Genomic DNA, 24,791 nt, shown 5'->3' on the forward strand with positions numbered 1-24,791 from the left:
AAAAAAAAGCCCGTTAATCGGGCTTTTTTTACACCGTTAGTTCCTCAGGCGGGGAGCCTGTAGCTGTTTACGGATCGTTTGTGCGAGTTCGTCCATGGTGGGTTGCTCCGGATGTTCTTCCTGCAGCTCACCGCTCAGCTGTGCTTCAGCAAGATAGGTGTGCACCGGCTGCCCGTCGTCGCCTTCCATGACCACGTGATACCAGGGCGCGGCGCGAAGCTCTGCGTCAACCGCCAGCTCGTCGGCTGACGGTTCATCGAGGGAATACTCCGGGTCGATATCCACGACCACACCCAAATACCCAAGCAAGGTGTGGCGGACCTGCTGGCCGATACCGAATTTGCTGGCAATCATAGTCACCTCCCGGGAAACATTGCTTACGCTCTATGTGCGGGCAATATTTCTCTTTTCAAGTTACATGACGCGACAGGCAAACCCTTTCAGATACAGCCCTTCCGGGTAGGTCGCGATCACGGGATGATCGGCCGCCTGACGGAACTGCTCTATAAATTGTACATCACGACCCGCATCTATTGCGGCATCGGCGATGATTTTCTGAAATAAATCGGTGGTCATCAGGCCGGAGCAGGAGAAGGTCAGCAGCACGCCGCCCGGGTTCAGCAGCTGGATCGCCAGCATGTTGATGTCTTTGTAGCCGCGGCAGGCGCCCATCAGCTGGCTTTTGTTCTCGACGAACTTCGGCGGGTCCATCACGATGACGTCAAATTTTTCACCCTGGTCGCGATATTTGCGCAGCAGCTTGAACACGTCGTCGCGCACGAATTCGGCCTTGCTCAGGTCCAGCTTGTTCAGCTCGACGTTCTGTTTCGCCACGTCCAGCGCTTCCTGAGACGTATCAACGCTCACCACCTGCGCGCAGCCGCCCATCAGGGCAGAGACCGCAAAACCGCCGGTGTAGGAGAAGCAGTTCAGCACGCGCTTGTCGGCCACGTACTGGCGCGTTGCCAGGCGGCTGTCGCGCTGATCGAGATAATAGCCGGTTTTATGCCCGCCCTGAATATCCACCAGCAGCTTCATGCCGTGCTCTTCAATAGGCAGCAGGGCAGGCGGCAGTTCGCCGGTGACCGGGCCCTGCGTCAGCTCCAGCCCCTCCTTTTTACGTACCGCCACGTCGCTGCGGTCGTAAATGGCGCACTGCGGGAAAACGGCCTGCAGGGCGCTAATCAGCGCGGCGCGCTGGTATTCGGCACCCGCGCTCAGCAGCTGCAGCACCAGAAAATCACCAAAGCGGTCAATCGTCACGCCCGGCATGCCGTCGGATTCACCGGCAATCAGGCGATAGCTGTCCAGCCCGTCGCGCTTTGCCAGCCACTCGCGCCACTGCTGCGCCTGCTGCAGGCGGCGCACGAAGAAATCGATATCGATGGTTTCATCTTTATCGAACGTCCAGACGCGGGCGCGGATCTGGGACGCGGGCGAATAGGCGCCGCGGGCTAACCATTTCCCCTGATGGTCAACGATATCGATGGTTTCACCGAGGCTGGCTTTGCCTTCCATGCGGGCAACCGCGCCGGAGAAGACCCAGGGATGGCGGCGCAACAATGACTTCTCGCGCCCTTTGGCTAACACTAAACGTACGCTCATAATTTGCTATTCTGTCGATTCAAGAAAATGGCCGCCATTTTCCCGAGTTCAGTGGGGAAATGCAACGCGCCTGACGGATAAGGAGAGAGATGATGTCAAAAGTCTGCACAATGGCCTGGGTTCACGGCCTGGTTCAGGGCGTCGGGTTTCGCTACAGCACCCAGCGCGAAGCCGTTCAGCTTGGCCTCACGGGATACGCGCGCAACATGGACGACGGCAGCGTAGAGGTGCTGGCCTGCGGCGACGCGGAGCAGGTGGACAAGCTGATGGCGTGGCTAAAAGCGGGCGGGCCGCGCAGCGCGCGGGTTGATAAGGTCCTGACCGAACCGCACCAACCCGGCAGAGAATACGTGAACTTTGGTATTCGCTATTAAATGCATTTCACCGGCTTTGGTAGGCCGGCAATTTTGGTCGCCTGCTTGGCCGGGCCTTTCGGGAACAGGCGGTACAGGTAGCGGCTATTGCCTTTCTCTTCACCGAACGTATTCGCCATCGCCTTCACCAGCATACGGATTGCGGGCGAAGTGTTAAATTCGAGATAAAACGCGCGCACGAAGCGCACCACTTCCCAGTGTTCCGGGGTAAGGGCGATGTCCTCTTTTTCGGCAATCACCTCTGCCAGCGCTTCGCTCCACTGGCCGCTGTCTTTAAGATAGCCATCGTTATCGGTTTCGATCTCTTTACCTTCAAAGCTCAACATAATCATTCACACGTTAGTCAAAAACCTGCGAAGTGTAGCAAAAGAGCCGCCGTGGAATAAACAGTCCCCTACAGCAGCAGCTGGAGCAGGTTGTTGGCATTGAGCTTTTTCAGCGCGTTGCACTTGTGGGTTGAAACCTGCTTCTCCGCCATATTGGTCAGGATCGCGATATGGCGTACGGGTATGCCGCCAATCAGCAGGTCAAGCACGTTGAACTCGGTTCCCGTCAGGCAGCTGTCCAGGCTGCGCGTGCGCCGGGGCTCTTTGGCCAGCACGTAGGGCGCGTCCGCGACGGCAATTCTGTCGTCGATAATGTAAATCCTCAGCGCCTCAAAGCGCTTGCGCAGGTGCGTCGCCAGCGCCCAGCCCTTTTCATTGCATATCAAATAGAGCGAACCCTGCCAGCGCGCGGCTTCAAGCCGGAAAAGAATATTCACCAGCGACTGATGGGCGGCCGTAATGGAGAAACGACAGCGGATCGCCAGCGTGTTGCGCGCCAGCAGCGCGCTATGCCAGCGAATGCCCTGGCTCTCCACCAGGGCCTGCGGGTGGCGGCGCAGCAGGGAAAAGCGCAGGCCTTCGGCATAAAATCGGTTGTTATCAAGAATGGCGTAGCTCACGGTTCCCTCGTCATAGCGTGCTGGGGGTGTAGATCACGCGCAGCGTGCCGGTATAGTCCCCGGCGTTTTTGCTGCTGGCGGCAAAGGCCGGCGTCGTCAGCGTGATGGGCGCCGGAATGCACAGCACGGTTTCGCGGCCACCGGGCAGGACGACCTGACGCAGATAATCAGGGTTATTGGTGCCTTGCCAGACGATCGCTTTGCCGTTCGTCACGCTCTCCTTCGCGCCGGTTATCGGGTTAGTCACCGACACGCGGTAGTCGAGGCGATCCCGCTCCTGTGTTGGGCTTCCCCCGCGGCGGCGAATGGAAAACGCGCCGTCCGCGCGTCCGGTCGCGGCCGCGCCGTCGTCCTCGAAGCGGATAAACGCGCGCGGGCTGGTGGCGTTATTGCCGTCGTACAGGCACATGTCGAGCGTGTTTTCGCCCTGAATCTCGCTGCCGCCGGGGCGGCCCGGGAAGTTGGTCAGGTTCAGGTTGACGATCGGCGTCGAGTGGGGAAACGCGGGCAGATAGATCTGCTGATTGCCTGAATCCACCACCTCGATGCGAATCGAGGCCTGCCAGCTGGCGATGGTCAGATAGCCCGGGCAGCCCACGTTAAGATCACCGAAGTTTCCCCCGCAGGTGGCGCTTCCCCACTCGCGCAGGTTTTGCTTCAGCGTGGCGGTCCAGATGCCGGCCTGGTTAAGCTTGTTCAACTCGCTTTTCACGATGTAGTAATCAAAATAGGGTTCGCTGTTCCACGCCGCAATATCCTCCGAGCCGCCGGTCACGTAGCTGGCGAAGACGAAGGTTCTGCCGTTGATGAACATATGCTTTTCGCCATAGACCTTAACGTCCACCGTTTTTTTGGACACCGCGTGGGTGAAGCGCAGATTGATGGCATAGGGTGAGGCCGGGTTGGCCGTAAACCATACCGGCGCCGTCATGCAGGCACCAAAGGTCGGGTCGGTGCGCGACGGGCAGGTGAGGGTATTTCGCCCCCACTTCTGCGGATTGCTGGCGATAAAGCCGCCCGACTCGTGCAGCCAGATGTCCAGGCGTGCGGGGGAGGCCAGGCGATCGAAGCTTACCCCGACGCTGGTGTTTCTGCCCCCCGCGCTGGCCGCCAGCGCCTGGCCGGCTCCTGCGCTTAACAGCAGTAAAACAAAGAGAAATTTTTTCACATCATGTTCCTGTCGTTATTTTTTAGCGTTCATCGCGGTTGGGCTGGCCAGCGGCGCGCGTCCGGCAAGCATCAGCTGCGCCTGCTGCTGCACCGTGTCCGGCAGCGCCGAGAACGTCAGCTCCTGGCAGGTCACCGCCCCCACGTCGCGCATGCTTTTTACCTGCAGCGCGCATTCGTAGAACTGCTGCTGTTTGACCAGGTAGAGGGCGTGGAGCAGGGCGTCGCTTTGCGCGCTAAAGCCGCCGTTGCCGAGATCGCTCCAGCCGTTAACGTTGAGCGGCACGCCACCGACGAACGGGGTGTGCTGGCCGTCGGTCAGCTGGCCGAGCCAGGTGTAGCGGGTCGTGGTTTGCACGTCGCGGCGCAGCATTTTTCCCGGCACCATAAAGACGGTCCGGCTGCCCGACCCCTGGGTGATCTCGCTGCCGGCTCCACGGGAAACGTCCAGCGATTCGTTCACCGTCAGGGTCGTCTGCTGGTAGCCCGGCAGGGCGAAAAGCGACCGCGCGTTGGCCGGGACGTCCGCGCTTCCGCCGTTGTCCAGCGACACGGCAACGCGCGAATCCGGCGTCTCTTCCGGCGTGAGAACGTCCACCGCAATCGCGGAAGCAGGTCGGCCGTCGCTCCAGCGGCCAAACCACAGGCCGGAGCGCGAGAGGGCAAGCGTGGAGCTGTAGCTGCCGCTGCTGCTCAGCGTGTGCTTGCTGTCCTGACGATCCCAGGCGTCGCTGACCGTCAGGCTGGCGTTGCCGTATCGGCCCCCCTGGCGCGTATAGGCTGACGCGTTAACCGAGTCGCTGTTGATGCCCGAGGCGTTAAGGCCGTATTCGTTCTCGCCGCGCGCATCGGTATACCAGTTGTGCGACGCGCTGTAGCTCATCTGGTCCTTTTGACGCTGCTGGTGCTGCCAGGTCGCGCCCAGCGAGGTATAGCTTGACGCATCGCCCTGGCGGCTGTGCGCCATCGAGACGCTTACGCTGAGATAGGCCCCCTTGTCGCGGCCGTCGCGCGAGTGGTCGTTACGCATAAACAGGCTGACGCTGCTGTTGACGTTCAGCCCGCGGGTGCTAAAGCTGTTGCTCAACCCACCCTGCCACGCCTGCGAGCGCGAGCGGGTCATATAGACGTTGTCCCACGGGAGCCCCTGGTCGTGGCGGTCGTCGCCATCCGGAAGCTCGCGGCGGGAGACGTAGCGCCCTTCGTTGCGGTTGTCCGAGTAGCCCAGGCTGGCATACCAGCTGCCGACGGGGACGGAAAACATCACCGACAGCGAGCGGTAGCAGCCGTTGATGGCGTCAGAGCCGGTGCTGAGCGAGTCGCAGCTATCCGCGGACAGCGCGTTGCGGTAAACGCTCAGCGAAAAGCCGTCGCTGTAGCTCACCTGCTGGATGTTGCCGCGCTCGCCTTTGCTGCCGTACAGGTAGCTGAAGCGGGTGCTCAGGACGCCGTCAACAGGGCCCGCGTTGAACCCGCGGCTCCAGTCGAGCGCATTTTCCACAAACTGATGGTGTTTCGTGGTCGTCCCGCCGCTGGTCAGCGCCAGCGTCGGGGTTATGGGCAGGCGAACACCCGCCTGCGCCACGGCGGAGCGGGACGCACTGGGATCGTCGTTATCCGTTTCGCCCGCCTGCATAAACCACTCCACGCGGTCAAACGGAGTGATGCCGGTGCGGGTAAACGGTATCTGCTCGGTGCGCGTTAGGCGGTTGTTTTCATAGATGGAGAGCGTGACCGTGTAGCTGCCGTCCGGGAAGGCGCGGGTGTCCAGCGTTTGCGCCCCGGCGTTCAGGTAGAAGCTGGCCAGCAGCTGGCTGCCGCGCCGCGCGTCAATGCGCGCATCGTGGGAAAGCAGCACGGTAATCGGCGTGCCCTTTGACTGCTGGACCGGATTGATCCACGCGCGGGTCGAGCCCGCGCGCAGGCCGCGAATTTTGCCCAGCGGAAGCTGGCTAAGGTTGATGTTGCCGCCCGCGTTGCTGAACAGATCGCGGGTATCCATTTCGCCCGCCTGAAGGTAGTACTGGCGCAGAATATCCTGGCGAAACCACGCGTTGTTGATCGTGACATCCTGCTGCTGCCGGTGCCGCGAACGCTGTCCCTGCCAGGTCCAGTCCAGGTTGAGATAGCCGTCCTGCGTAACGGCCAGCGCGCCGTTGCCCTGCACGGTGGCCGACTGGTAATCCTCGTCGGCGACGAAGTTGATGTTCTGCTGGTGGATCAGGGCGTTTTCCGCGTCGCTCGTCGGCTGATACCACTGGCTCTCCTGGGAGGGCTTAGGCAAGAAGGCTTTATCAAAAAACAGGTTAATGCGCGCGTTGTTTTCATCGTAAATAATCGCCGCGCTGCGGGTGTCGATGTAGTCACATCCGCTGGCGGAGCCGTTGCTGCTGCACGCCAGGTTTCCGTTACGCGTGAGCGGCGCGGACAAGGTCGCGCTGAGGGAGGCGATCAGTTTCGGATCGTCATTAAACCGGCGCTTAACGGCGGCGATCAGCGCGTCGGGCGCGACAAACGTGACCGTTTCAAGATTGATATCGGTTTCAAACAGGCCGAGCGAATCGCCGTAGAGGCTGACTTCGGTCCACAGGCGCTGCGTTTTCGCCAGATCTTCAAAGCCCGAAGGAACAGCCATATCGGCATGAACGAGTGGAGCGGAAGCGGGTAACAATACGGCAAAGAGGAGAGTATTTCTGTGAAAAGCCATGAACGAGCCTCAACGTCATCCTGACATCAGAGGGTGGGCACCCTCTGATGTATTTCCTTTTACGAGCTGTGGAGTTACGCACCGCCTTCCGCAGTGGTCGCCTGAGTCAGCATCAGGCTTACGACGCCGCTGTACTGGCCGGTTTTAACGATGCCTTTCGTGGTCTGAGAGATGGTCAGCGGCAGCACGGCTGAACCGTTTTCGATGCTGCCCGGGAACAGTTCGGTGCCGGTAAATTCAGCGTCGGTGGTGTTCAGGGTTTTGTCGCCCAGCTTCACGGTCATCGGGATCGTTTCATTGCCATCGGCGTTGGTCAGTTTTGCCGCGCTGACAAGGCGCACCTTGACGTTGCTGGTCGCGGAGTTAGACCACACCTTGGTGTTAAGGCGATAGCTCTCCAGGCCGCGGCCCGGCAGGTACTGCATATCGATGCTGGCCGGCAGCGGGGTGTTGTCCGCCTGCGTCATGTCGAGCTGTGAATCGACGCTGGCATTTACCGTGATGTCTTTCTGGATAGCCATCGCGCTGAACGCAGTGGAAATCGCGGCAACGATCATCAGAGGTTTAATATACTTTTTCATTGATATCTCCATATTTACAGACGAGCTCCATTAGCCCTTTTAAACAAACCACGAGGGGTTCTACAGTGACGTCGCGTTATTGCACGACGGGTAAATCTGCTTCCTCAGCCGTTTTATTGATCCAGTTGAAGTAGCGGAATTTGTATTTCTGGCCCTTGACCTTCGCGAGCGTTTTTAATTGACGCTCCGTATCGGGATAAATCGTCGCGTCCTCCTTAATCCACCTGCAATTATCCGCCGCGTCGCACACGCCTATTTCCTTCAGCGGCACGCGCACGGTGCCGTCATTTTTCAACGTTCCCCGCGCGGGGTTGATGCCCAGCGAGACCACCACCTTTTCCGGCGCGAGGTGTACCAGCGCCCCCCAGATGACGTTTACGCCGAGTTTGGCGCTCGCCGCGCCGCCCGACGACGCGGGGAGAATGCTTTCCGGCTGCTTAACGCCTTCAAAATAGACGCGCCACGTGCTCTCTTTCGCAGGCGCGGTCAGCGATACCAGGCGAACAACCCGTAACGCGCCTGCGGCAAGGGCAAATTTCTCCGGCGTGACGACAATGCCTCCTTCTTTCCATGCGGCCACGTCGATCTCTTTCTCCTGCGGCGTACCCGGATTAAGAATTTTCTTTTGCCTCACCCGAATGAACTGAATATCATCACTTTTAGATGCCACTTTTATCTGCGCTGCACCGGAACTTTCCACATTCAGTTCCATGGGATAAACGCTCATATTGGCCATTGTCATTTCGGAGAAAAATGACAATGAAATTGCGGCTGCGTAAAACGTGTTGGTCATATTCATTAATTTGTTCTGCTTCAAGATTGCCTGCCTGCTTTTGGTTCATTCACGGCGGTTGTCCACCCGTGTCCGTCCGCTGTCATCGTGCTTCAGGGCAGGGAAACTTTAACCAGAACAGCATGTTGTGAATACTTGTATCGCTTAACTTGGTATGTATAGGTTTTTATTCTGCTTTGTCTGGTTTATAGTTGTTTGGTTAAAATAAAATGCCGTGACGGGGAGCGTTCAGGAAGAACCTTCTGATGCGAAAACAGGCGAGTCAATGCGCTATTTTCGCCGCCTGCCGTTCTTTATGAATACAGCGCAGGTGCACGGCATAACCTGAGAATAAAATATGTTTTTTATATGCAATAATTCGCTGTTATTTGATCCTGAAGCACACGTAATTAGTCCTGTGAGTCAACCTGAATCGGCAATTACCCTTTCGGCTCCCGCCGTGCGTCTTTTACAGGAATTTATTCGTAATAAGGGCAAAGACCTCAGCCGGGAGGAATTAATTACCCGCGTCTGGGAGGCGTTTGGCTTCACGCCGTCGGGGAATAATCTGAACAAAGCCATGAGTGAATTACGCAAAGGCTTTCAGTCGCTCGGCGAGCACAACGACGTTATCGTGACCGTGCCGCGCTACGGATTCCGCTTTGAGGCGGACGTCAGCTGCCAGCCAAAAAAGCGCTTTTTGCCTGCCGACCCCGTTCCTGAGCCGAACGCCAGCGTGAAGAAACCGCCGATCGGGCGCTGGCCTGTCTGGGGGAAGAAGCGCGCGGCGCTGGCGGTAATCGCCGCGGTGGCGATGGGGCTTGTTATATACGCCTTCAGCCCCCGGGCGTTGACCGTACCCGCGATGCTCAAGCCGGTGAAGGAGAAAATTGGCCAGTGCAGCATCTGGCTTATCAACGATCACGGTCGACCGCTGGTGCTGTCAAAAATGGAACCGCTGCTGGAGGCGAACAACGTTGCGTGCCATCGCGAGGCGTACAACATCTACTATTTCAGCGCGCGCTTCACGATTGCCGCCGCGGACGAAGTGTTCATCGGCGCCTGTCCGGTAAGCCCAATCAGCTTTTGTAAAACCATTCGTTATAAGAGCGGGGCGGAGCAATGAAAATAACGCTGTTATCCGCGCTGGGCTGTGCGCTGGTGGGGGGAGCCGTGGGGCTCGCCATTTGCACAATTCTTACTCACAGAGGGGATGCGCTGGCCTGCAGCACGGAGTTCAATTTTATTCGCAATCAGGGAAGGGCAAGCGAGGTGAAGGTGAACGCGATCGCGCAGTTTTATTTCCACAAGGATGGGACGGGGCTGACGACGTATAAAGGCGCCGCGTCGGCGGAAGGGCGCAATATGATCATCGACAGAGACGTGGATTTTAGCTGGCACCGTCGAGACGATGACAACGTTATTGTTCTCACCTATACCAAAACCTGGCGGCGGCATAATGATAATACGCCCGATACGCAGTGGGGCAGTTTTGCTCGCCCGACGGCACGTTATTATCTGACGCTGTCTGAACTTTCGCCTTCGGTCTGGCTGATTCAGGATCGACTCTATCCCACCTATATTTGCCGGGGAGAGTAAGGCATAAAAAAAGGAGAATGCCTGAGGCATTCTCCTTTTCTGTTAGATATCAGTCGGCTTAATCGCGGCTGGCGAAGCCCAGGATGCTGAGCAGGCTGACGAAGATGTTGTACAGCGACACGTACAGGCTCACGGTGGCGCGGATGTAGTTGGTCTCACCGCCGTGAATGATGTTGCTGGTTTCATACAGGATCGCGCCGGATGAAATCAGGATGAACACCGCGCTGATCGCCAGGTGCAGCGCAGGCAGCTGCAGGAAGATGTTCGCCACCATGCCGATCAGCACCACCACGATACCCGCCATGAGCATCCCGCCGAGGAAGGACATATCCTTGCGGGTGGTCAGCACGTAGGCCGAGCAGCAGAAGAAGACCAGCGCGGTACCGCCCAGCGCCATGCCGATGACGTCACCCATTCCGGCAGACAGATAGGCGTTCAGGATCGGCCCCAGAATGTAGCCCAGGAAGCCGGTAAAGGCGAAGGCGGACAGAATGCCCACCGGTTTATCGGCGGTTTTGTAGGTCAGGAACATCAGGCCGTACATGCCCACCAGCGTCAGGATCAGCCCCGGAGACGGCAGCATCAGCACGGTGCTGGCCGTTGCGGTGATCGCCGAAAACGCCAGCGTCAGGCTGAGCATGAAATAGGTATTGCGCAGCACCTTGTGGGTGCTGAGTAGCGACGTGCGGTCGCGTGAAGAAGTAATTATACGGTCCATGAGTCACTCTCTTATGACAGATGTAATTGACGGCAAGCATAGGAAACGCAGCGCCAGACTCAAAATGGTTTTACCCATCTTTACTCAGTGCGTTAGGCCATTAGCTGGCTATTTATTCTGCAAAAATCCCTTTTCGTAGAAGGAATGGCGATTTAGCGATTTTATTCAGATCAAGCTCTTATAGGTTACTGAAAATTATTGCGTTATTACAGCCCCGGCGCTAAGAGTTATTTCCGGATCGTCATAAAACAGACAACAAGGCGAAGGAAATGAAACCACAAACACGCAATATCTTTACACTCTCTGTGTTAACCGCCGCGGTGCTTGGCGCGAGCGCCCCGGCGTGGGCGGCTAACGTCCCGTCAGGAACCGCGCTGGCAGAGAAGCAGGAGCTGGTTCGAAACAACGGTAATGAACCCGCGTCGCTTGATCCGCATAAAGTTGAAAGCGATGTTGAATTCAATATTATCAGTGATTTATTCGATGGGCTGGTCAGCGTCTCGCCGAAAGGTGAGATCCAGCCGCGCCTCGCGGAGAAATGGGAAAACAAAGACAACACCGTCTGGACGTTCCACCTGCGCCCGGGCATTACCTGGAGCGACGGCACGGCCATCACCGCGCAGGACGTGGTGTGGAGCTGGCAGCGGCTGGTCGATCCCAAAACGGCGTCCCCCTACGCCAGCTATCCAGGCAGCATGCGCATCGCCAACGCCGCTGAGATTGCCGAGGGCAAAGCGTCCCCCCAGTCGCTGGGCGTGAAGGCCATTGACGACGCGACTCTCGAAGTGACGCTCACCCAGCCGAACGCGGCCTTCCTGGCGATGCTGGCGCACCCGTCGCTGGTGCCGATAGATAAGGTGCTGGTCGGGCGCTACGGCGAGAAGTGGACCAAGCCCGAGCATATTGTCACCAGCGGGGCGTACAAGCTCTCTCAGTGGGTCGTCAACGAGCGCATCATTGCCGAGCGCAACCCGCGCTACTGGGATAATGCGCATACCGTGATCAACAAGGTGACCTATCTGCCAATTACCTCAGAAGCCGCGGACGTTAACCGCTATAAGGCGGGTGAGATTGATATCGTCTACACGGTGCCGATTAACCAGTTTGCGCTGCTGAAAAAAACGCTGGGCAGCGAGCTGGACGTGTCGCCGCAGCTTGCAACCTATTACTACGAATTTAATACTGCCCGTCCGCCGTTCAACGATGCCCGCGTGCGTCTGGCGCTGAACCTGGCGCTGGATAAGGACATTATTGCCGAGAAGGTGCTGGGGCAGGGGCAGCGCCCGGCGTGGCTTATCAGCCAGCCGGACATCGGCGGCGTGACGCTAAAAAACCCTGATTACGCCAGCTGGCCGATGGACAAGCGCATTGCCGAGGCGAAAAAGCTGCTGGCCGAGGCCGGATTTAATGCCGATCACCCCCTCAGCTTTAACCTGCTCTACAACACCTCCGAGTCGCACCAGCGCATCGCCATCGCCGCCAGCTCGATGTGGAAGAAAAATCTCGGCGTAGAGGCGAAGCTGCAGAACCAGGAGTGGAAAACCATGCTGGACACCATGCACACCCACAACTTTGACGCGGTGCGCTACGCGTGGATCGCAGACTACGACGATGCCTCAACCTTCCTGAATAACTTCCGCACCGGCGATAGCCAGAACACTACCCAGTACAGCAATCCCGCGTTTGACCAGGCGATGAGCGACGCGGCGAAGGCGAAAACGGCGCAGGCGCGCGGGACGTATTATCAAAAAGCGGAAGATTTACTGAGCCGCGACGTGCCGGCCATTCCGGTCTACCACTATGTGCGCACGCACCTGGTCAAACCGTGGGTGGGCGGGTTTACGCCGGATAAGCTTGGGTATTACTACACCAAAGATATGTACATCAAAAAGCACTGATCGTTTTAAAGCTATTTTGTGCTGATAAAGTGGTCAATATGTTGTTGATTCAACCGATTAAACGGTTTTTGACTATTTTTCAGGCGAACGAATGCGCTGGCACTTTACAGCTTCCGGTGAGGTGTTTATAGTTCGCCTCACTTAGGAAGCGTGGCCGAGCGGTTGAAGGCACCGGTCTTGAAAACCGGCGACCCGAAAGGGTTCTAGAGTTCGAATCTCTACGCTTCCGCCAAATTCGAAAGCCCTGCGATAGCAATATCGCAGGGCTTTTTGCTTTTATGCGCTCATAAAATGGCCGCCCGCAAGATTAGAAAAATTCCTGCTTTACAAGGCGCTAATAGACGTTTATAGTGCGCCTCACTTTGGAAGCGTGGCCGAGCGGTTGAAGGCACCGGTCTTGAAAACCGGCGACCCGAAAGGGTTCTAGAGTTCGAATCTCTACGCTTCCGCCAAATTTAAACCCCAGCTGATTACGTCAGCTGGGGTTTTTCTTTTATCCGCTATCAATGTGTTTTCCTTTCTTTAGGCGAGTAGCGAATCCAGGTCTTTGGATAAAAGACTGGCGGCCTTATGTTGAAAGCCTTGTCCGATTGCGGCAAACAAAAAAAGCCTGCTCCGCAGAGGAGCAGGAAAATCACAAACACCAGTTTTACTTCACTCAGTTGGGATGTAACTTCAGGTAAGTTACCTTCTAAGTATGGCCTTAATGCCGCGTTTTTCCACCAGGTCAACTCATTGATAAGTCACCATAAATGAAGGTATTTATGCGCATTGCGTCTCTAAAACGAATCGCCAACAGCCCCTGCGATGTCGCTACCGCAGGGGCTGTTTTTACGGGTTACGCGTCGCGCATCGCCTGCTGAAGAATCGCCAGCGCCTGGGTGAACTGCGCGTCCGGGATGGTCAACGGATAGAGGAAGCGGATCACGTTGCCGTATTGCCCGCAGGTTAGCAGCAGAAGCCCCTGTTCAAGCGCCTTCTGCTGGATTTTCTGCGCAATCGCGGCAGACGGCTCGCGGGTGGTCGGGTCGAAAAACTCGGCGGCGATCATTGAGCCGACGCCGCGCACCGCGGCAAGAGACGGGCAACCGCTTTTGATCTCCTCCAGCGTGGCCTTCAGCCGGTCGCCCAGCCGCTGCGCGCGCTCGCACAGCCCCTCGTTGTCGATAATATTCAGCACCGCGTGCGCGGCGGCGACGGCGAGCGGGTTCCCGGCATAGGTTCCGCCCAGGCCGCCGGGCGCGGGCGCGTCCATAATGTCGGCTTTGCCCACCACGCCGGAGAGCGGCATGCCGCCCGCCAGGCTTTTCGCCATGGTCATGAGATCGGGCCCGTCGGCGTAGTGGTCCATCGCAAACAGCCTGCCGGTGCGGGCAAAGCCGCTCTGGACTTCGTCGGCAATCATCACGATGCCGTGCTCGTCGCAGATGCGGCGAACGGCGGCGACCAGCTCCTTCGGCGCAACGTTAAAGCCGCCTTCGCCCTGAACCGGCTCGAAGATAATTGCCGCTACCTGCTTCGCCTCAATGTCGGCTTTGAACAGGCGCTCAATCGCCGTTAAGGCATCCTGCGTGGTGATACCGTGCAGCTCTGACGGGTACGGCACGTGGTAAACCGAGCCGGGGAAAGGACCGAAGCCGATCTTGTAGGGCGCGACTTTGCCGGTCAGCGCCATGGTCATATAGGTTCGGCCGTGAAACCCGCCGCCGAACGCAATCACGCCGGGGCGACCGGTGTGGGCGCGGGCGATTTTAACCGCGTTTTCGACCGCTTCGGCACCGGTTGTGAAGAAGGCGGTTTTGGCCGGGCCTTTTATCGGCGCCAGCTCGTTAAGCTTCTCCGCCAGCGAGACGTAGCTCTCGTAAGGCACGATCTGATACGCCGTGTGGGTAAACTGCTGAAGCTGTTTCTCCACGGCGGCAACCATATCCGGATGGCGATGGCCGGTATTCAGCACGGCGATCCCGGCGGCAAAGTCGATATACTCATTGCCTTCCACGTCGGTTAACGTAGCGTTCTGCGCCGACTCGGCAAAGAACTGGCACATCACGCCCACGCCGCGCGGGGTGGCAGAAAGACGACGCTGGTGAAATTCGTTGTTGCTCATGTTTAGCACCCTTTTAAAAGAAAAAATTACACGCCAAGACGATCGCGCAGGCTGTAGTACGCCGCGCCCATCGCGGTGAACGGGATGCGCAGGCTGCGTCCGCCCGGGAACGGGTAGTGCGGCAGATTCGCGAAGGCGTCGAAGCGCTCCGCGTCGCCGCGCAGCAGCTCCGATATCAGTCGGCCCGCCAGGTGGGTACAGGTCACGCCGTGGCCGCTGTAGCCCTGCATGTAGTAGATGTTTTTATCGAGGCGGCCAAACTGCGGCATGCGCGACAGCGTCAGCAGGAAGTTGCCGGTCCAGCGGTAGTCGATTTTTACGCCCTGCAGCTGCGGGAAGGTTTTCAGCAGCTTCGGCATGACCAGGCGCTCCACGTCGTCCGGATCGCGCGCGCCGTACACCACGCCGCCGCCGTACAGCAGGCGGTTGTCGGCGGTCAGGCGGTAGTAGTCCAGCAGGTAGTTACAGTCTTCCACGCAGTAGTTGTTCGGAATAAGCGAGCGGGCAAGATCCTCAGAAAGCGGCGCGGTAGTGACCACCTGCGTGCCGCAGGGCATGCTGCGCTTCGCCAGCTCGGGCTCGACCTTGTCGCCCAGGTAGGCGTTTCCGGCGACGATCACGTAGCGCGCGGTAACCTGGCCCTGCGCCGTACTCACTACCGCCGGGCTGGTGTGCGCGATGCGGGTCACCGGAGATTGCTCGTATACGCGGCCGCCGTTGAGGCGAATCGCGTCCGCCTCGCCGATGGCTAAATTCAGCGGATGAATATGTCCGCCGCTGTGGTCGAGCAGCGCGCCGGTATAGCGATCGCTGTCGACTTCACGGCGGATCGCGCTGGCGTCCAGCAGCTCCAGCTGGGTATTGCCGTAGCGCTCCCAGTTTTCCTTTTGCTCTTCCAGCGTCTCCATCTGCTTGCCGTTGAGCGCCACGAACAGGCCGCCGGGGCGATAATCACACGCGATCTGGTAGCGTTGGATCCGCTCGCGGATAATGTCGCCGCCCTCAAACATCATGCTGCCGAGCATTCTGGCGGCGTCCGGGCCGTAGGTTTTCTCAATAACGTCGATATCGCGGCTGTAGGAGTTAACCAGCTGCCCGCCGTTGCGCCCGCTGGCGCCATAGCCGATGCGCGCGCCTTCCAGCAGCACGACGTCGTAGCCCAGTTCGGCAAGGTGCAGGGCGGAGGAGAGGCCGGTATATCCGCCGCCGACCACGCACACGTCGCAGCTGATGGATTCGCTCAGCGTTGGGAACGGTTCATATTTATTGGCGCTGGCGGCGTAATAGCTGGTGGTATGTTCAGTCATGATTAGGGCTCCAGGGCAATCCAGATGGTTTTCAGTTCGGTGAATTTTTCCAGCGCGTGCAGGGACTTATCCCGTCCGTTGCCGCTCTGCTTGTAGCCGCCAAACGGCACGGTCATATCCCCGTCGTTGTAGTTATTCACGAAGACCGAGCCGGCCTTCAGGCGGCGGCTCATGCGGTGCGCGCGGGAAAGATCGCGGGTCCACACGGCGGCGCCCAGCCCGTACTGGCTGTTGTTGGCCAGGCGCAGCGCCTCTTCCTCGGTTTTAAAGCGGGTAACGACCAGCACCGGGCCGAAGATCTCCTCGGTGCAGACGGCGGAGGCCGGATCGGCGTCCACGATAATCGTCGGGCCCACGGCGGCGGGCCACGGATTTTTGCGCCCGTCCAGCAGCAGCGTGCCGGTGTTCATCCCCTCGCGGATAAAGGTGTGCACCGTATCAGCGTGGCCGTTATCAATAAGCATGCCCATGGTGGTGTCGGGATCGAGCGGGTTGCCCGGCTGCCATTTAAGCGCCTGGGCCTTCAGGCGGGTAAGAAATTCGTCCGCGATGCTCTCTTCCAGCAGCAGGCGCGTGCCCGCGATGCAGACCTGCCCCTGGTTGTAGAAAATGCCCGCCGCGGTGCCGCTGACGGCGGCGTCCAGATCCGGGCAGTCGGCGAAAACGACGTTGGCGCTTTTGCCGCCGGCTTCAAGCCACACGCGCTTCATGTTGCTGTCGCCCGCATCCTTCATCAGCTGCTTGCCGGTGCGCGTCGAGCCGGTGAAGGTCATGACGTCCACGTCCGGATGCAGCGAAAGCGCCTGGCCCGCCTCGTGACCCAGGCCGGTGATAACGTTCAGCACGCCGTCAGGCAGCCCGGCCTCTTTCGCCAGCGCCGCGAGCCGGATGGCGGTCAGCGGGGATTTCTCAGAGGGTTTTAACACCACGCTATTGCCCGCAGCCAGCGCCGGGCCGAGCTTCCAGCAGGCCAGCAGCAGGGGGAAGTTCCAGGGCACAATCGCCGCTACCACGCCGATCGGCTCGCGAACGATCATCGCCAGCGCGCTGCTGTCGGTGGGCGCCACTTCGCCATACGCTTTATCCACCGCTTCGGCGTACCAGCGAACGGCGCGCGCCGCGCCGGGCACGTCGTCGCGCAGGCTGTGGCGGATCGGCTTGCCGGTATCCAGCGTTTCCAGCAGCGCCAGCTCTTCAGCGTGCTTTTCCATCAGGTCAGCCAGCGTATTAAGTACCGCCTTGCGACGGGCCGGAGAGGCCTGCGACCAGTCGCCGCGCTCGAAAACGCCGCGCGCAGCCTCTACCGCACGATCGACATCCGCTTTCTTACCGCGCGAGACCTGGGCAAGCGCCTGCTGCGCGCCAGGGTCGATCGTCTCGAACGTCGTATTATCGACGGCATGGCAATATTCGCCGTTAATAAAGAGGCGCGTCTCGATGTGGATATTTTTTGCTTTATCCTGCCAGTAGGTCAGGTTCTGAAAATTCATATTCTCTCCTTCCTGTCGCAATCAGATAAATAAGCGCGGTAGCCGCTTACAGGCAGCAAAAGGGCGCGGGGCGTCCCAGGCGATGTCCTGTGAAATACCGTTAATAACGTTTTAGTCGAGGCCCCGACGAGATTTATGCCGTCGGGGCGGGTCTGGCATTAGAATGTGGTAGGCGTATGGGCACTGATAATTCGGCAAATCCCTGCCGACGTGTTGCTGAAGCTGTGCGGGATCCCGGTATTAATGGCATAGCTTTGCCCCGCGACGAGGTGATAATGCTGGCCGTTAATAGTCAACACGATCTCCCCCTCCAGTATGGTGCCGATCTCCTCACCCTGATGTTTGATTCTTTCTCCGGTTGTGGTTCCAGGCTGGTAAGTTTCAAAAATCATCGCCAGCGTACGGTTCGGATTTCCGTTATGAACCAGCTTCATCGAAACGCCCTGACTGCCCATTTCGATAAGATCGTCCTGATTAATAACCACCTGCGGTTCATCAGGCTTTTCGGGTTCAGAAAAGAATTCCGAGAGCGACAGCCCATAAACTTTCAGCAGCTTTTGCAGCGTACTGATGGCAGGACTGACTTTGTCCTGCTCTATGGTGCTGATGGCACTGTGTGTCAATCCAGACAGTTCGGCGGCACGACGCTGTGAGAGACCCAGCCGTTGGCGGATCTCTGACAGACGTTTCCCTGGCGCCAGTCCGTCATCGCTCATAGTTGCATTTCCTTAACTGTAGTGGTCAAAGCCGCTGTTTCTCAGCAATGTAGCTCTGACAGGCGGTGATAAAACCCTCAAACAACATACGCGACAGGGCATATTCGCTGCTGTTCCATTCGGGGTGCCACTGGACGCCGAGCGCAAAAGGATGACCGGTCACACTGACCGCCTCAACCAGCCCATCCGTTGAGCGTGCCTCCACGCGCAGCCGCGACCCAAGCGTTTTTGAGCCTTGCCCGTGCAGCGAGTTTACCCAAAACGTGTTGCAGCCCGGTATCAACTGAGAAAGTAATCCTCCTTCCTGAACCTGAACTTCATGTGAGGGTGCGTACTGCATCTCAACCGGAAGCTCAGGATCTTCGCGGTGCTCAAGAAGCTCTGGCTCCTCGAAGAGACGACGATACAGAGTCCCGCCGGTGGCGACAACCAGTTCCTGTAGCCCTCGGCAGATGGCGAAAATGGGGATGCGCCTTTCAAGCGCGGCGTCGATCAGCGCCATGCTCAGAAGATCACGCCCGGGATCGGCGTAAGGCTCATCGCCGTTTTCACCATAAAGGTGCGGCTGCACGTTGCTGGGGCTGCCCGGGAGGTAAATGCCGTCCAGCCTGGGGAGAAGGGTATCAAGCAGTTCCGGCTCGGCCAGCGCGTGCGGCAGGGCAATCGGCAGGCCGCCCGCGTGGATAATCGCATTCAGGTACTTTTCTTGCAGGGTCTGGGTCTCAAGACCCTTAAGCCTGTTTCTACACATCACGACGCCAATAACTGGCTTGTACATTATATTTTCCATGATCGCCCTCACAAAGTGGACTAAATTTAGGCCGGTTTTGCCGTTTAAACGGCCATTTCGTTCAATATTTTCTCAATCTAGCAGTGAGATCTGCCCTTTGCAAACTTAACTTAACATTTGACAAACAATTTGTTTGCATACAGATTCGATAGTATGGACATTATATTTGACAGTCGACGTCCGCGAACGCAAACCCAAAACGGTGGTAAATCATGGAAACCAATATCGTAGAAGTTGAGAACTTTGTTCAGCAGTCGGAAGAGAGGCGGGGAAGCGCATTTAGCCAGGAGGTGAAGCGCTATCTCGAGCGGTACCCGAATACGCAGTTTATCGACGTTTTGCTTACCGATCTTAACGGCTGCTTCCGCGGGAAGCGGATCCCGGTGGCGGGTTTAGCCAAGCTGGAGAAGGGCTGCTATTTCCCGGCCTCGGTGTTTGCGATGGATATTCTCGGCAACGTCGTAGAAGAAGCAGGCCTGGGGCAAGAGCTGGGCGAGCCGGACTGCACCTGCGTGCCGGTGCTGGGCACGCTGACGCCTTCCGCCGCTGATCCGGAGTATATTGGTCAGGTCCAGCTGACGATGATGGATGAAGATGGCGCTCCCTTTGACGTTGAGCCACGGAACGTACTGAACCGCCTCTGGCAGCAGCTGCGCCAGCGCGGGCTGTTCCCGGTGGTAGCGGTAGAGCTGGAGTTCTATTTACTTGACCGTCAGCGCGATGCCGAAGGCTACCTGCAGCCGCCCTGCGCGCCGGGCACCGACGTGCGTAACACCCAGAGCCAGGTCTACTCCGTGGATAACCTCAACCATTTTGCCGACGTGCTGAACGACATCGACGAGCTGGCGCAGCTTCAGCTGATCCCCGCCGACGGCGCGGTGGCGGAAGCCTCGCCCGGCCAGTTTGAGATCAACCTTCACCACACCGAAAACGTGCTCGACGCCTGCGATGACGCGCTGGCGTTAAAACGCCTCGTGCGTCTGATGGCGGAAAAACATAAGATGCACGCCACCTTTATGGCTAAACCCTATGAAGAGCATGCGGGAAGCGGGATGCATATCCACATCAGCATGCAAAACGCCAAGGGGGAGAACGTGCTGGCGGATAAGGACGGCGAGGATTCCGCGCTGCTCAAGCGCGCGCTGGCGGGGATGATCGATCTGATGCCCGCCTCAATGGCGCTGCTGGCCCCGAACGTCAACTCGTACCGCCGCTTCCAGCCGGGCATGTACGTGCCGACGCAGGCGTCGTGGGGGCATAACAACCGCACGGTGGCCCTGCGCATTCCGTGCGGCGACCGCCATAACCACCGCGTGGAGTATCGCGTGGCGGGCGCGGACGCCAACCCGTATCTGGTGATGGCGGCGATTTTTGCCGGTATTTTGCACGGCCTGGACAACGATTTACCGCTTCAGGAAGAGGTGGAAGGCAACGGGCTTGAGCAGGACGGCCTGCCGTTCCCGATTCGCCAGAGCGACGCGCTGTGGGAGTTTATGCAAAACGACGACCTGCGCGAGCGGCTGGGCGAGCGTTTTTGCCACATTTACCACGCCTGTAAAAACGATGAATTACTGCAGTTTGAGCGTCTTATCACAGAAACCGAAATTGAGTGGATGTTGAAAAACGCCTGATGACGGCCCCCGCAAGGGGCCCGCTTTATCCCTCTAATCAGTAGCATCATACGGCCTGCGCGGAGCCTGGCCGAAAACTTGCTGGAAACCCAGCCATTTCCCGGGTGTCGCGTTATGGAGCGCAGGCGGCAACGGGGCTTCAGTTAACGACACTGTGTGTGACGAGGAAATGAAATGATGCAGATGTTTAAATATCCGCAAGGAGAGGGGGGCCTGTGCGCCCGCCGTCATGAATGCGAGCCGGTTCTGGCCCGCAGCACTTCTCACCTTCACGTTTTGGCTTCACCTCCCTTGCTCTACAGGGTTGTCAAAAGGCTTCTGCCCCGACAGCTCGCGGTAAGCACGGGAGGGCTGGCCTATGGCGACTAACACCTCTCTCAACGTTCCGGCCGCCGCGGAAAAACCCCGGCTGCGTAAATCGCTCAAGCTCTGGCAGGTGGTGATGATGGGCCTGGCCTATCTCACGCCGATGACGGTGTTTGACACCTTTGGGATCGTCTCCGGCATCAGCAACGGCCACGTGCCGGCCTCCTATCTGCTGGCGCTGGCGGGCGTGCTGTTCACCGCCATTAGCTACGGCAAGCTGGTGCGCCAGTTCCCGGAGGCGGGGTCGGCCTATACCTACGCGCAAAAATCGATTGGCCCCCACGTCGGCTTTATGGTCGGCTGGTCGTCGCTGCTGGACTACCTCTTTTTACCGATGATTAACGTCCTGCTGGCGAAAATCTACCTCGCGGCGATGTTCCCGGACGTGCCGCAGTGGATTTGGGTAGTCACCTTCGTGACCATCCTGACGCTGGCGAACCTCAAGAGCGTGAGCCTGGTGGCGAACTTTAATACCCTGTTCGTGCTGGTGCAGGTGTCGATCATGGTGGTGTTCGTGGTGCTGGTGGTGCAGGGGCTGCACAAGGGCGAGGGGGTGGGCACCGTCTGGTCGCTTCAGCCGTTTATCAGCCAGAACGCGCACTTAATTCCGATTATCACCGGGGCGACCATCGTCTGCTTCTCGTTCCTCGGCTTTGACGCGGTGACCACGCTCTCCGAGGAGACGCCGAACGCCGGGAAGGTTATCCCGAAAGCGATTTTCCTGACCGCGCTGTACGGCGGGCTGATCTTCATCATTGCGTCGTTCTTTATGCAGCTGTTCTTCCCGGACATCAGCCGCTTTAAGGACCCGGACGCGGCGCTGCCGGAAATAGCGCTGTACGTCGGCGGCAAGCTGTTCCAGTCCATTTTCCTCTGCACCACCTTTGTGAATACGCTGGCGTCCGGGCTGGCCTCGCACGCCAGCGTGTCGCGGCTGCTGTACGTGATGGGGCGCGATAACGTCTTCCCGGAGCGGGTGTTTGGCTACGTTCATCCGAAGTGGCGCACCCCCGCGCTGAACGTGATCATGGTTGGCGTGGTTGCGCTGTCGGCGCTGTTCTTCGACCTGGTAACCGCGACGGCGCTGATCAACTTCGGCGCGCTGGTGGCCTTTACCTTTGTGAACCTGTCGGTCTTTAACCACTTCTGGCGCCGCAAGGGCTATAACAAAACGTGGAAAGACCGCTTTCACTACCTGCTGCTGCCGATGATCGGTGCGGTGACGGTCGGCGTGCTGTGGATCAACCTGGAGGCCACCTCGCTGACGCTGGGCCTGGTGTGGGCTTCTCTCGGTGTGCTTTACCTCACGTACCTGACCCGCCGCTTCCGCAGGCCGCCGCCGCAGTTTGCCGCGGGCAAAACGGAGCAGGCCTGGGAATCCTAGCCGGCAACGACGCGAGCCTCCCGCGCTTAGAGAGGCTCGCGTCAGTCTTATGACAGGCCGAGCGTGTACTGGGCAATCTTGAAGTAGATGATCAGCCCGGTACCGTCGATAAGGGTAGCGATAAACGGCGCGGATACCACCGCCGGGTCGATGCCGCAGCGCTTGAGCACCATCGGAATGATCGACGACACAATCGCGCTCCACAGGGTGATACAGATCAGCGTCAGGCTGACGATAAGCGTGATCTCCAGCCCAATCCCCATCATCCAGGCGCGGAAACAGCCCGCCAGGCCCAGCGTCACCGCAATCATAAACGAGGTGGTCATCTCCTTTTGCAGCACGCGGCCCACGTCTTTGAGCCCCACCTCGCCCAGCGCCATGGCGCGCACCAGCGTGGAGGTGATCTGCGTGCCGCTGTTCCCCCCGGTGCCGATCAGCAGCGGGATAAAGAACGCCAGCGCGATGGCGGACTCCAGCGCTTCTTCAAAGTGCTGAATGACGGAGCTGGTGTAGGCTTCCGCGACGAACAGCAGCAGCAGCCAGACGGAGCGCTTTTTCCACAGGCTGACCGGGCTGGTTTCCAGATAGGGCTTTTCCAGCGGCAGCGTTGCCCCCTGCAGCTGGGCATCTTCCGTTACGTCATCTTCCAGCAGGTGGGCGATTTCGCGCTCGGTCAGGCAGCCGACCAGCTTGCCGTGCGTAACCACCGGCACCACGTCCGCCTCGCCGTGGGCCAGCAGCCTGGCCACGTCGGCGCGCTTATCTTCCGGTTTCACCTGAATAAAATGGGAAATCATCAGCGCCTTAACGGGCTGTATCGCATCCGTTTCCTGCAGCAGTTTGCGCACGGCAATCATGCCCGCCAGAAGGCCACTGTCCTCGATGAAAATATGCGAAGGAATATCGTCGCTTTTTAATTTCTCAAAAAACTGCTCGCGCGCCAGCGCCACGCAAAGTGAAATATCAATAACGATGAAATCGGTATTCATATATTGCGCGATCGCGCTGTCGATGAATGCCGGATTCTGATTGTGAATAGCGAAAGACATAGTGAATTCCCTTTGAATAATAAAATCTCTCAGGGGCGAGCAAGACAGGGCATATCGTAGAGGAGATCCCCACGTCCTGGGTTCAGCACTGTACACCGTATCCTTAAATGAGGAAGTTATACTGACAAAGCCTTGATTCGACAGTGCCTGTTTTACCCTGTGCCGGTTCTCTCGAACCCACCAGAGCGATAACGTGTATTTGTACAGGAGCCTCGCCATAACGAGATCGTTGTAAACGAGGGGAATAATACGCATTTTTTTTCCGGGTGCCGCGGAATCTAAATAATGTTTAAGGAACGTTTAAGAGAATATATTTTATGCGTTTATTGACCAACGGTTTAATAATGCCTCTGGAAATCCGCTGGTTATTCCGCTATTCGTTATCCGGCACGCGCTGGCGAATTGCCTCGGGATAACCCAGGGCAAAAGAGGCGTGCAGATAACGTCTCATGCGGCACGCCTCAGGCCCGGCGTGGAAACAGCCTGTCGAATGCGATACAGTCCGTTCAGGGTTATAGTTTACCCTCAAACTCTGATTTTGAGATGACGAGGAGCCAGCGTAATGCCCCTATACGACGCCGGGCCGAAGCCGGATTTGACCATCGGCTTTCTGCTGATGCCCCAGTTCACCCTTGCTTCCGTCGCCGGGCTGGTGGAGTCTTTGCGCTTTGCGGCGGACGAATCTTTCTCCAGCCGCCAGATATTTTGCCGCTGGGAGTGGATGACCTGCGATAACCAGCCGGTCACGGCCAGCTGCGGCCTGCCGGTTTCCCCGACGGCGACGCTCGATTTCAGCAAGGAGTGGGACTACGTTGTGGTGGCGGGCGGGCTGCTCGAAGAGACGCGCCATCCGCCGCGCTGGCTGCTGCAGGCGCTGCGCGACCTGCACGCGAGAAATATCCCGATTATTACCCTGTGCAGCGGCGCCTTTGTGGCCGGTAACGCCGGGCTGCTGGACGGGCGTCACTGCGCGATCCACTTCACCACCCGCGACGAGTTTCGGATGCGTTTTCCGAAGGCGATCCCGGTCATCGATAAAACCTACATTAAAGACGGCGGGATAATCTCCTGTCCCGGCGGCACGGCGATCGATCTTGCCGCCGACCTGATCCGCCAGCACTGCGGGCTGGTTCGCTCCCAGAAGGTGCTGAAATATCTGCTGGTGGACGATGCCCCCCAGCCCGCCAGAAGGACGAAGCAAAAAGTCCCGCTCAACGCCCCGGACGTGTATGAAAACGAGCTGGTAAGCAGGGTGATTGGCTTTATGAAGCACCACCTCGATTCACCGATCCCGCTGAGCGAGGTGGCGGAATTTGCGGGCGTCACCTTCCGCCAGCTGAACCTGATCTTTACCCAGTGTACCGGCCATTCCGCGGCCGTGTACTGGCGCACCCTGCGTCTTGAACAGGCGCGCAAGCTGATGGCTGACTCAAGCAACAGCATCGCGGCCATCGCCGCCGCCACCGGCTTTTCGGACGCCTCGCATCTGATTGCGTGGTTTCGCAAGCAGTACGGCGAAACGCCCAGCTCGTTTCGCAAGCGGCGCAGGGAGGTCGAGAAGCTGGTGAGGGAATAAGGCCAGGC

General features: G+C 58.5%; 22 protein-coding genes, 2 tRNA genes and 1 riboswitch. Of the genes, 9 read left to right on the forward strand and 15 right to left on the reverse strand.

Going from position 1 to position 24,791, the window contains the following annotated elements; translation table 11 throughout:
- Nucleotides 1-36: 36 nt before the first annotated feature.
- Both hspQ and rlmI read right to left on the reverse strand, forming a co-directional pair.
- Nucleotides 37-354: a heat shock protein HspQ gene (gene hspQ, locus V1599_RS10420; RefSeq protein WP_112009249.1), complete on the reverse strand. Its 318-nt coding sequence runs from the start codon at nucleotides 352-354 to the stop codon at nucleotides 37-39.
- Nucleotides 355-414: 60 nt separating this feature from the next.
- Entirely contained in the window at nucleotides 415-1,605 is a 1,191-nt protein-coding gene (rlmI, locus tag V1599_RS10425) for a 23S rRNA (cytosine(1962)-C(5))-methyltransferase RlmI (RefSeq protein WP_395301511.1), read from the reverse strand.
- A gap of 92 nt (nucleotides 1,606-1,697) precedes the next feature.
- Here rlmI and yccX point away from each other — a divergent pair, with 92 nt between their 5' ends.
- Complete coding sequence (gene yccX, locus V1599_RS10430; RefSeq protein WP_112009251.1) at nucleotides 1,698-1,979, forward strand: acylphosphatase; 282 nt, start codon at nucleotides 1,698-1,700, stop codon at nucleotides 1,977-1,979.
- On the opposite strand, the gene tusE is transcribed toward yccX, so the two are convergent.
- The 6 genes from tusE to V1599_RS10460 all read right to left on the reverse strand — a co-directional run bounded on the left by tusE (nucleotide 1,976) and on the right by V1599_RS10460 (nucleotide 8,080).
- Entirely contained in the window at nucleotides 1,976-2,305 is a 330-nt protein-coding gene (gene tusE, locus V1599_RS10435; RefSeq protein WP_395301512.1) for a sulfurtransferase TusE, read from the reverse strand. The two genes, yccX and tusE, sit on opposite strands and share 4 nt — an antisense overlap.
- Nucleotides 2,306-2,373: 68 nt before the next feature.
- Nucleotides 2,374-2,925, reverse strand: a complete 552-nt coding sequence (locus tag V1599_RS10440; RefSeq protein WP_395301513.1) for a LuxR C-terminal-related transcriptional regulator — start codon at nucleotides 2,923-2,925, stop codon at nucleotides 2,374-2,376.
- A 10-nt stretch (nucleotides 2,926-2,935) separates the two neighbouring features.
- Complete coding sequence (locus V1599_RS10445) at nucleotides 2,936-4,093, reverse strand: CfaE/CblD family pilus tip adhesin (RefSeq protein ID WP_395301514.1); 1,158 nt, start codon at nucleotides 4,091-4,093, stop codon at nucleotides 2,936-2,938.
- Nucleotides 4,094-4,108: 15 nt separating this feature from the next.
- Nucleotides 4,109-6,799 (reverse strand): TcfC E-set like domain-containing protein, encoded by a 2,691-nt coding sequence (locus V1599_RS10450; RefSeq protein WP_395301515.1) that lies wholly within the window; start codon nucleotides 6,797-6,799, stop codon nucleotides 4,109-4,111.
- 74 nt (nucleotides 6,800-6,873) lie between these two features.
- Entirely contained in the window at nucleotides 6,874-7,380 is a 507-nt protein-coding gene (locus V1599_RS10455) for a CS1 type fimbrial major subunit (RefSeq protein WP_395301516.1), read from the reverse strand.
- A gap of 76 nt (nucleotides 7,381-7,456) precedes the next feature.
- Nucleotides 7,457-8,080: a fimbrial protein gene (locus V1599_RS10460; protein WP_395301517.1), complete on the reverse strand. Its 624-nt coding sequence runs from the start codon at nucleotides 8,078-8,080 to the stop codon at nucleotides 7,457-7,459.
- A gap of 430 nt (nucleotides 8,081-8,510) precedes the next feature.
- Between V1599_RS10460 and V1599_RS10465 the strand changes: the two genes are divergently transcribed.
- Nucleotides 8,511-9,278 carry a transcriptional regulator gene (locus V1599_RS10465; RefSeq protein ID WP_395301518.1) on the forward strand — a complete coding sequence of 256 codons (768 nt, stop codon included), beginning with the start codon at nucleotides 8,511-8,513 and terminating at the stop codon, nucleotides 9,276-9,278.
- Nucleotides 9,275-9,751 carry a hypothetical protein gene (locus V1599_RS10470; protein WP_297115431.1) on the forward strand — a complete coding sequence of 159 codons (477 nt, stop codon included), beginning with the start codon at nucleotides 9,275-9,277 and terminating at the stop codon, nucleotides 9,749-9,751. Before V1599_RS10465 ends, V1599_RS10470 begins: the two co-directional genes overlap by 4 nt.
- A gap of 58 nt (nucleotides 9,752-9,809) precedes the next feature.
- On the opposite strand, the gene yccA is transcribed toward V1599_RS10470, so the two are convergent.
- Entirely contained in the window at nucleotides 9,810-10,469 is a 660-nt protein-coding gene (yccA, locus tag V1599_RS10475; protein WP_112009258.1) for an FtsH protease modulator YccA, read from the reverse strand.
- 269 nt (nucleotides 10,470-10,738) lie between these two features.
- Between yccA and V1599_RS10480 the strand changes: the two genes are divergently transcribed.
- The 3 genes from V1599_RS10480 to V1599_RS10490 all read left to right on the forward strand — a co-directional run bounded on the left by V1599_RS10480 (nucleotide 10,739) and on the right by V1599_RS10490 (nucleotide 12,819).
- The gene (locus V1599_RS10480) at nucleotides 10,739-12,367 is read left to right on the forward strand and encodes an ABC transporter substrate-binding protein (RefSeq protein WP_395301519.1); all 1,629 of its coding nucleotides are present in this window, start codon (nucleotides 10,739-10,741) and stop codon (nucleotides 12,365-12,367) included.
- A gap of 144 nt (nucleotides 12,368-12,511) precedes the next feature.
- Nucleotides 12,512-12,599 (forward strand) — tRNA-Ser (locus tag V1599_RS10485).
- Nucleotides 12,600-12,731: 132 nt separating this feature from the next.
- Nucleotides 12,732-12,819 (forward strand) — tRNA-Ser (locus V1599_RS10490).
- A gap of 386 nt (nucleotides 12,820-13,205) precedes the next feature.
- Here V1599_RS10490 and puuE read toward each other — a convergent pair.
- From puuE to puuD, 5 genes are all read right to left on the reverse strand, one after another.
- A complete protein-coding gene (gene puuE / locus V1599_RS10495; protein WP_112009260.1) occupies nucleotides 13,206-14,474 on the reverse strand; it encodes a 4-aminobutyrate transaminase in 1,269 nt (422 codons plus the stop codon).
- A 26-nt stretch (nucleotides 14,475-14,500) separates the two neighbouring features.
- Nucleotides 14,501-15,781, reverse strand: a complete 1,281-nt coding sequence (locus V1599_RS10500; protein ID WP_112009261.1) for an FAD-binding oxidoreductase — start codon at nucleotides 15,779-15,781, stop codon at nucleotides 14,501-14,503.
- Nucleotides 15,782-15,783: 2 nt separating this feature from the next.
- Nucleotides 15,784-17,271: an aldehyde dehydrogenase PuuC gene (gene puuC / locus V1599_RS10505; RefSeq protein ID WP_395301520.1), complete on the reverse strand. Its 1,488-nt coding sequence runs from the start codon at nucleotides 17,269-17,271 to the stop codon at nucleotides 15,784-15,786.
- A 158-nt stretch (nucleotides 17,272-17,429) separates the two neighbouring features.
- Nucleotides 17,430-17,987, reverse strand: coding sequence for an HTH-type transcriptional regulator PuuR (puuR, locus tag V1599_RS10510; protein ID WP_112009263.1), 558 nt, complete (start codon nucleotides 17,985-17,987; stop codon nucleotides 17,430-17,432).
- A gap of 25 nt (nucleotides 17,988-18,012) precedes the next feature.
- Nucleotides 18,013-18,765: a gamma-glutamyl-gamma-aminobutyrate hydrolase gene (puuD, locus tag V1599_RS10515; protein ID WP_297115435.1), complete on the reverse strand. Its 753-nt coding sequence runs from the start codon at nucleotides 18,763-18,765 to the stop codon at nucleotides 18,013-18,015.
- A 224-nt stretch (nucleotides 18,766-18,989) separates the two neighbouring features.
- On the opposite strand from puuD, the gene V1599_RS10520 reads away from it, so the two are divergent.
- Both V1599_RS10520 and V1599_RS10525 read left to right on the forward strand, forming a co-directional pair.
- Entirely contained in the window at nucleotides 18,990-20,408 is a 1,419-nt protein-coding gene (locus tag V1599_RS10520; RefSeq protein WP_112009265.1) for a glutamine synthetase family protein, read from the forward strand.
- Nucleotides 20,409-20,766: 358 nt separating this feature from the next.
- The gene (locus V1599_RS10525; RefSeq protein WP_112009266.1) at nucleotides 20,767-22,158 is read left to right on the forward strand and encodes an APC family permease; all 1,392 of its coding nucleotides are present in this window, start codon (nucleotides 20,767-20,769) and stop codon (nucleotides 22,156-22,158) included.
- Nucleotides 22,159-22,205: 47 nt separating this feature from the next.
- On the opposite strand, the gene V1599_RS10530 is transcribed toward V1599_RS10525, so the two are convergent.
- Nucleotides 22,206-23,207: a magnesium transporter gene (locus V1599_RS10530; RefSeq protein WP_395301521.1), complete on the reverse strand. Its 1,002-nt coding sequence runs from the start codon at nucleotides 23,205-23,207 to the stop codon at nucleotides 22,206-22,208.
- Between the two features lie 60 nt (nucleotides 23,208-23,267).
- Nucleotides 23,268-23,439: riboswitch (M-box (ykoK) riboswitch) on the reverse strand.
- A 330-nt stretch (nucleotides 23,440-23,769) separates the two neighbouring features.
- On the opposite strand from V1599_RS10530, the gene V1599_RS10535 reads away from it, so the two are divergent.
- Complete coding sequence (locus V1599_RS10535; RefSeq protein ID WP_395301522.1) at nucleotides 23,770-24,783, forward strand: GlxA family transcriptional regulator; 1,014 nt, start codon at nucleotides 23,770-23,772, stop codon at nucleotides 24,781-24,783.
- The last annotated feature ends 8 nt before the right edge of the window (nucleotides 24,784-24,791 follow it).

This window comes from Enterobacter sp. ECC-175, from assembly GCF_043968675.1.
In the GTDB taxonomy this organism is placed as follows: domain Bacteria; phylum Pseudomonadota; class Gammaproteobacteria; order Enterobacterales; family Enterobacteriaceae; genus Enterobacter.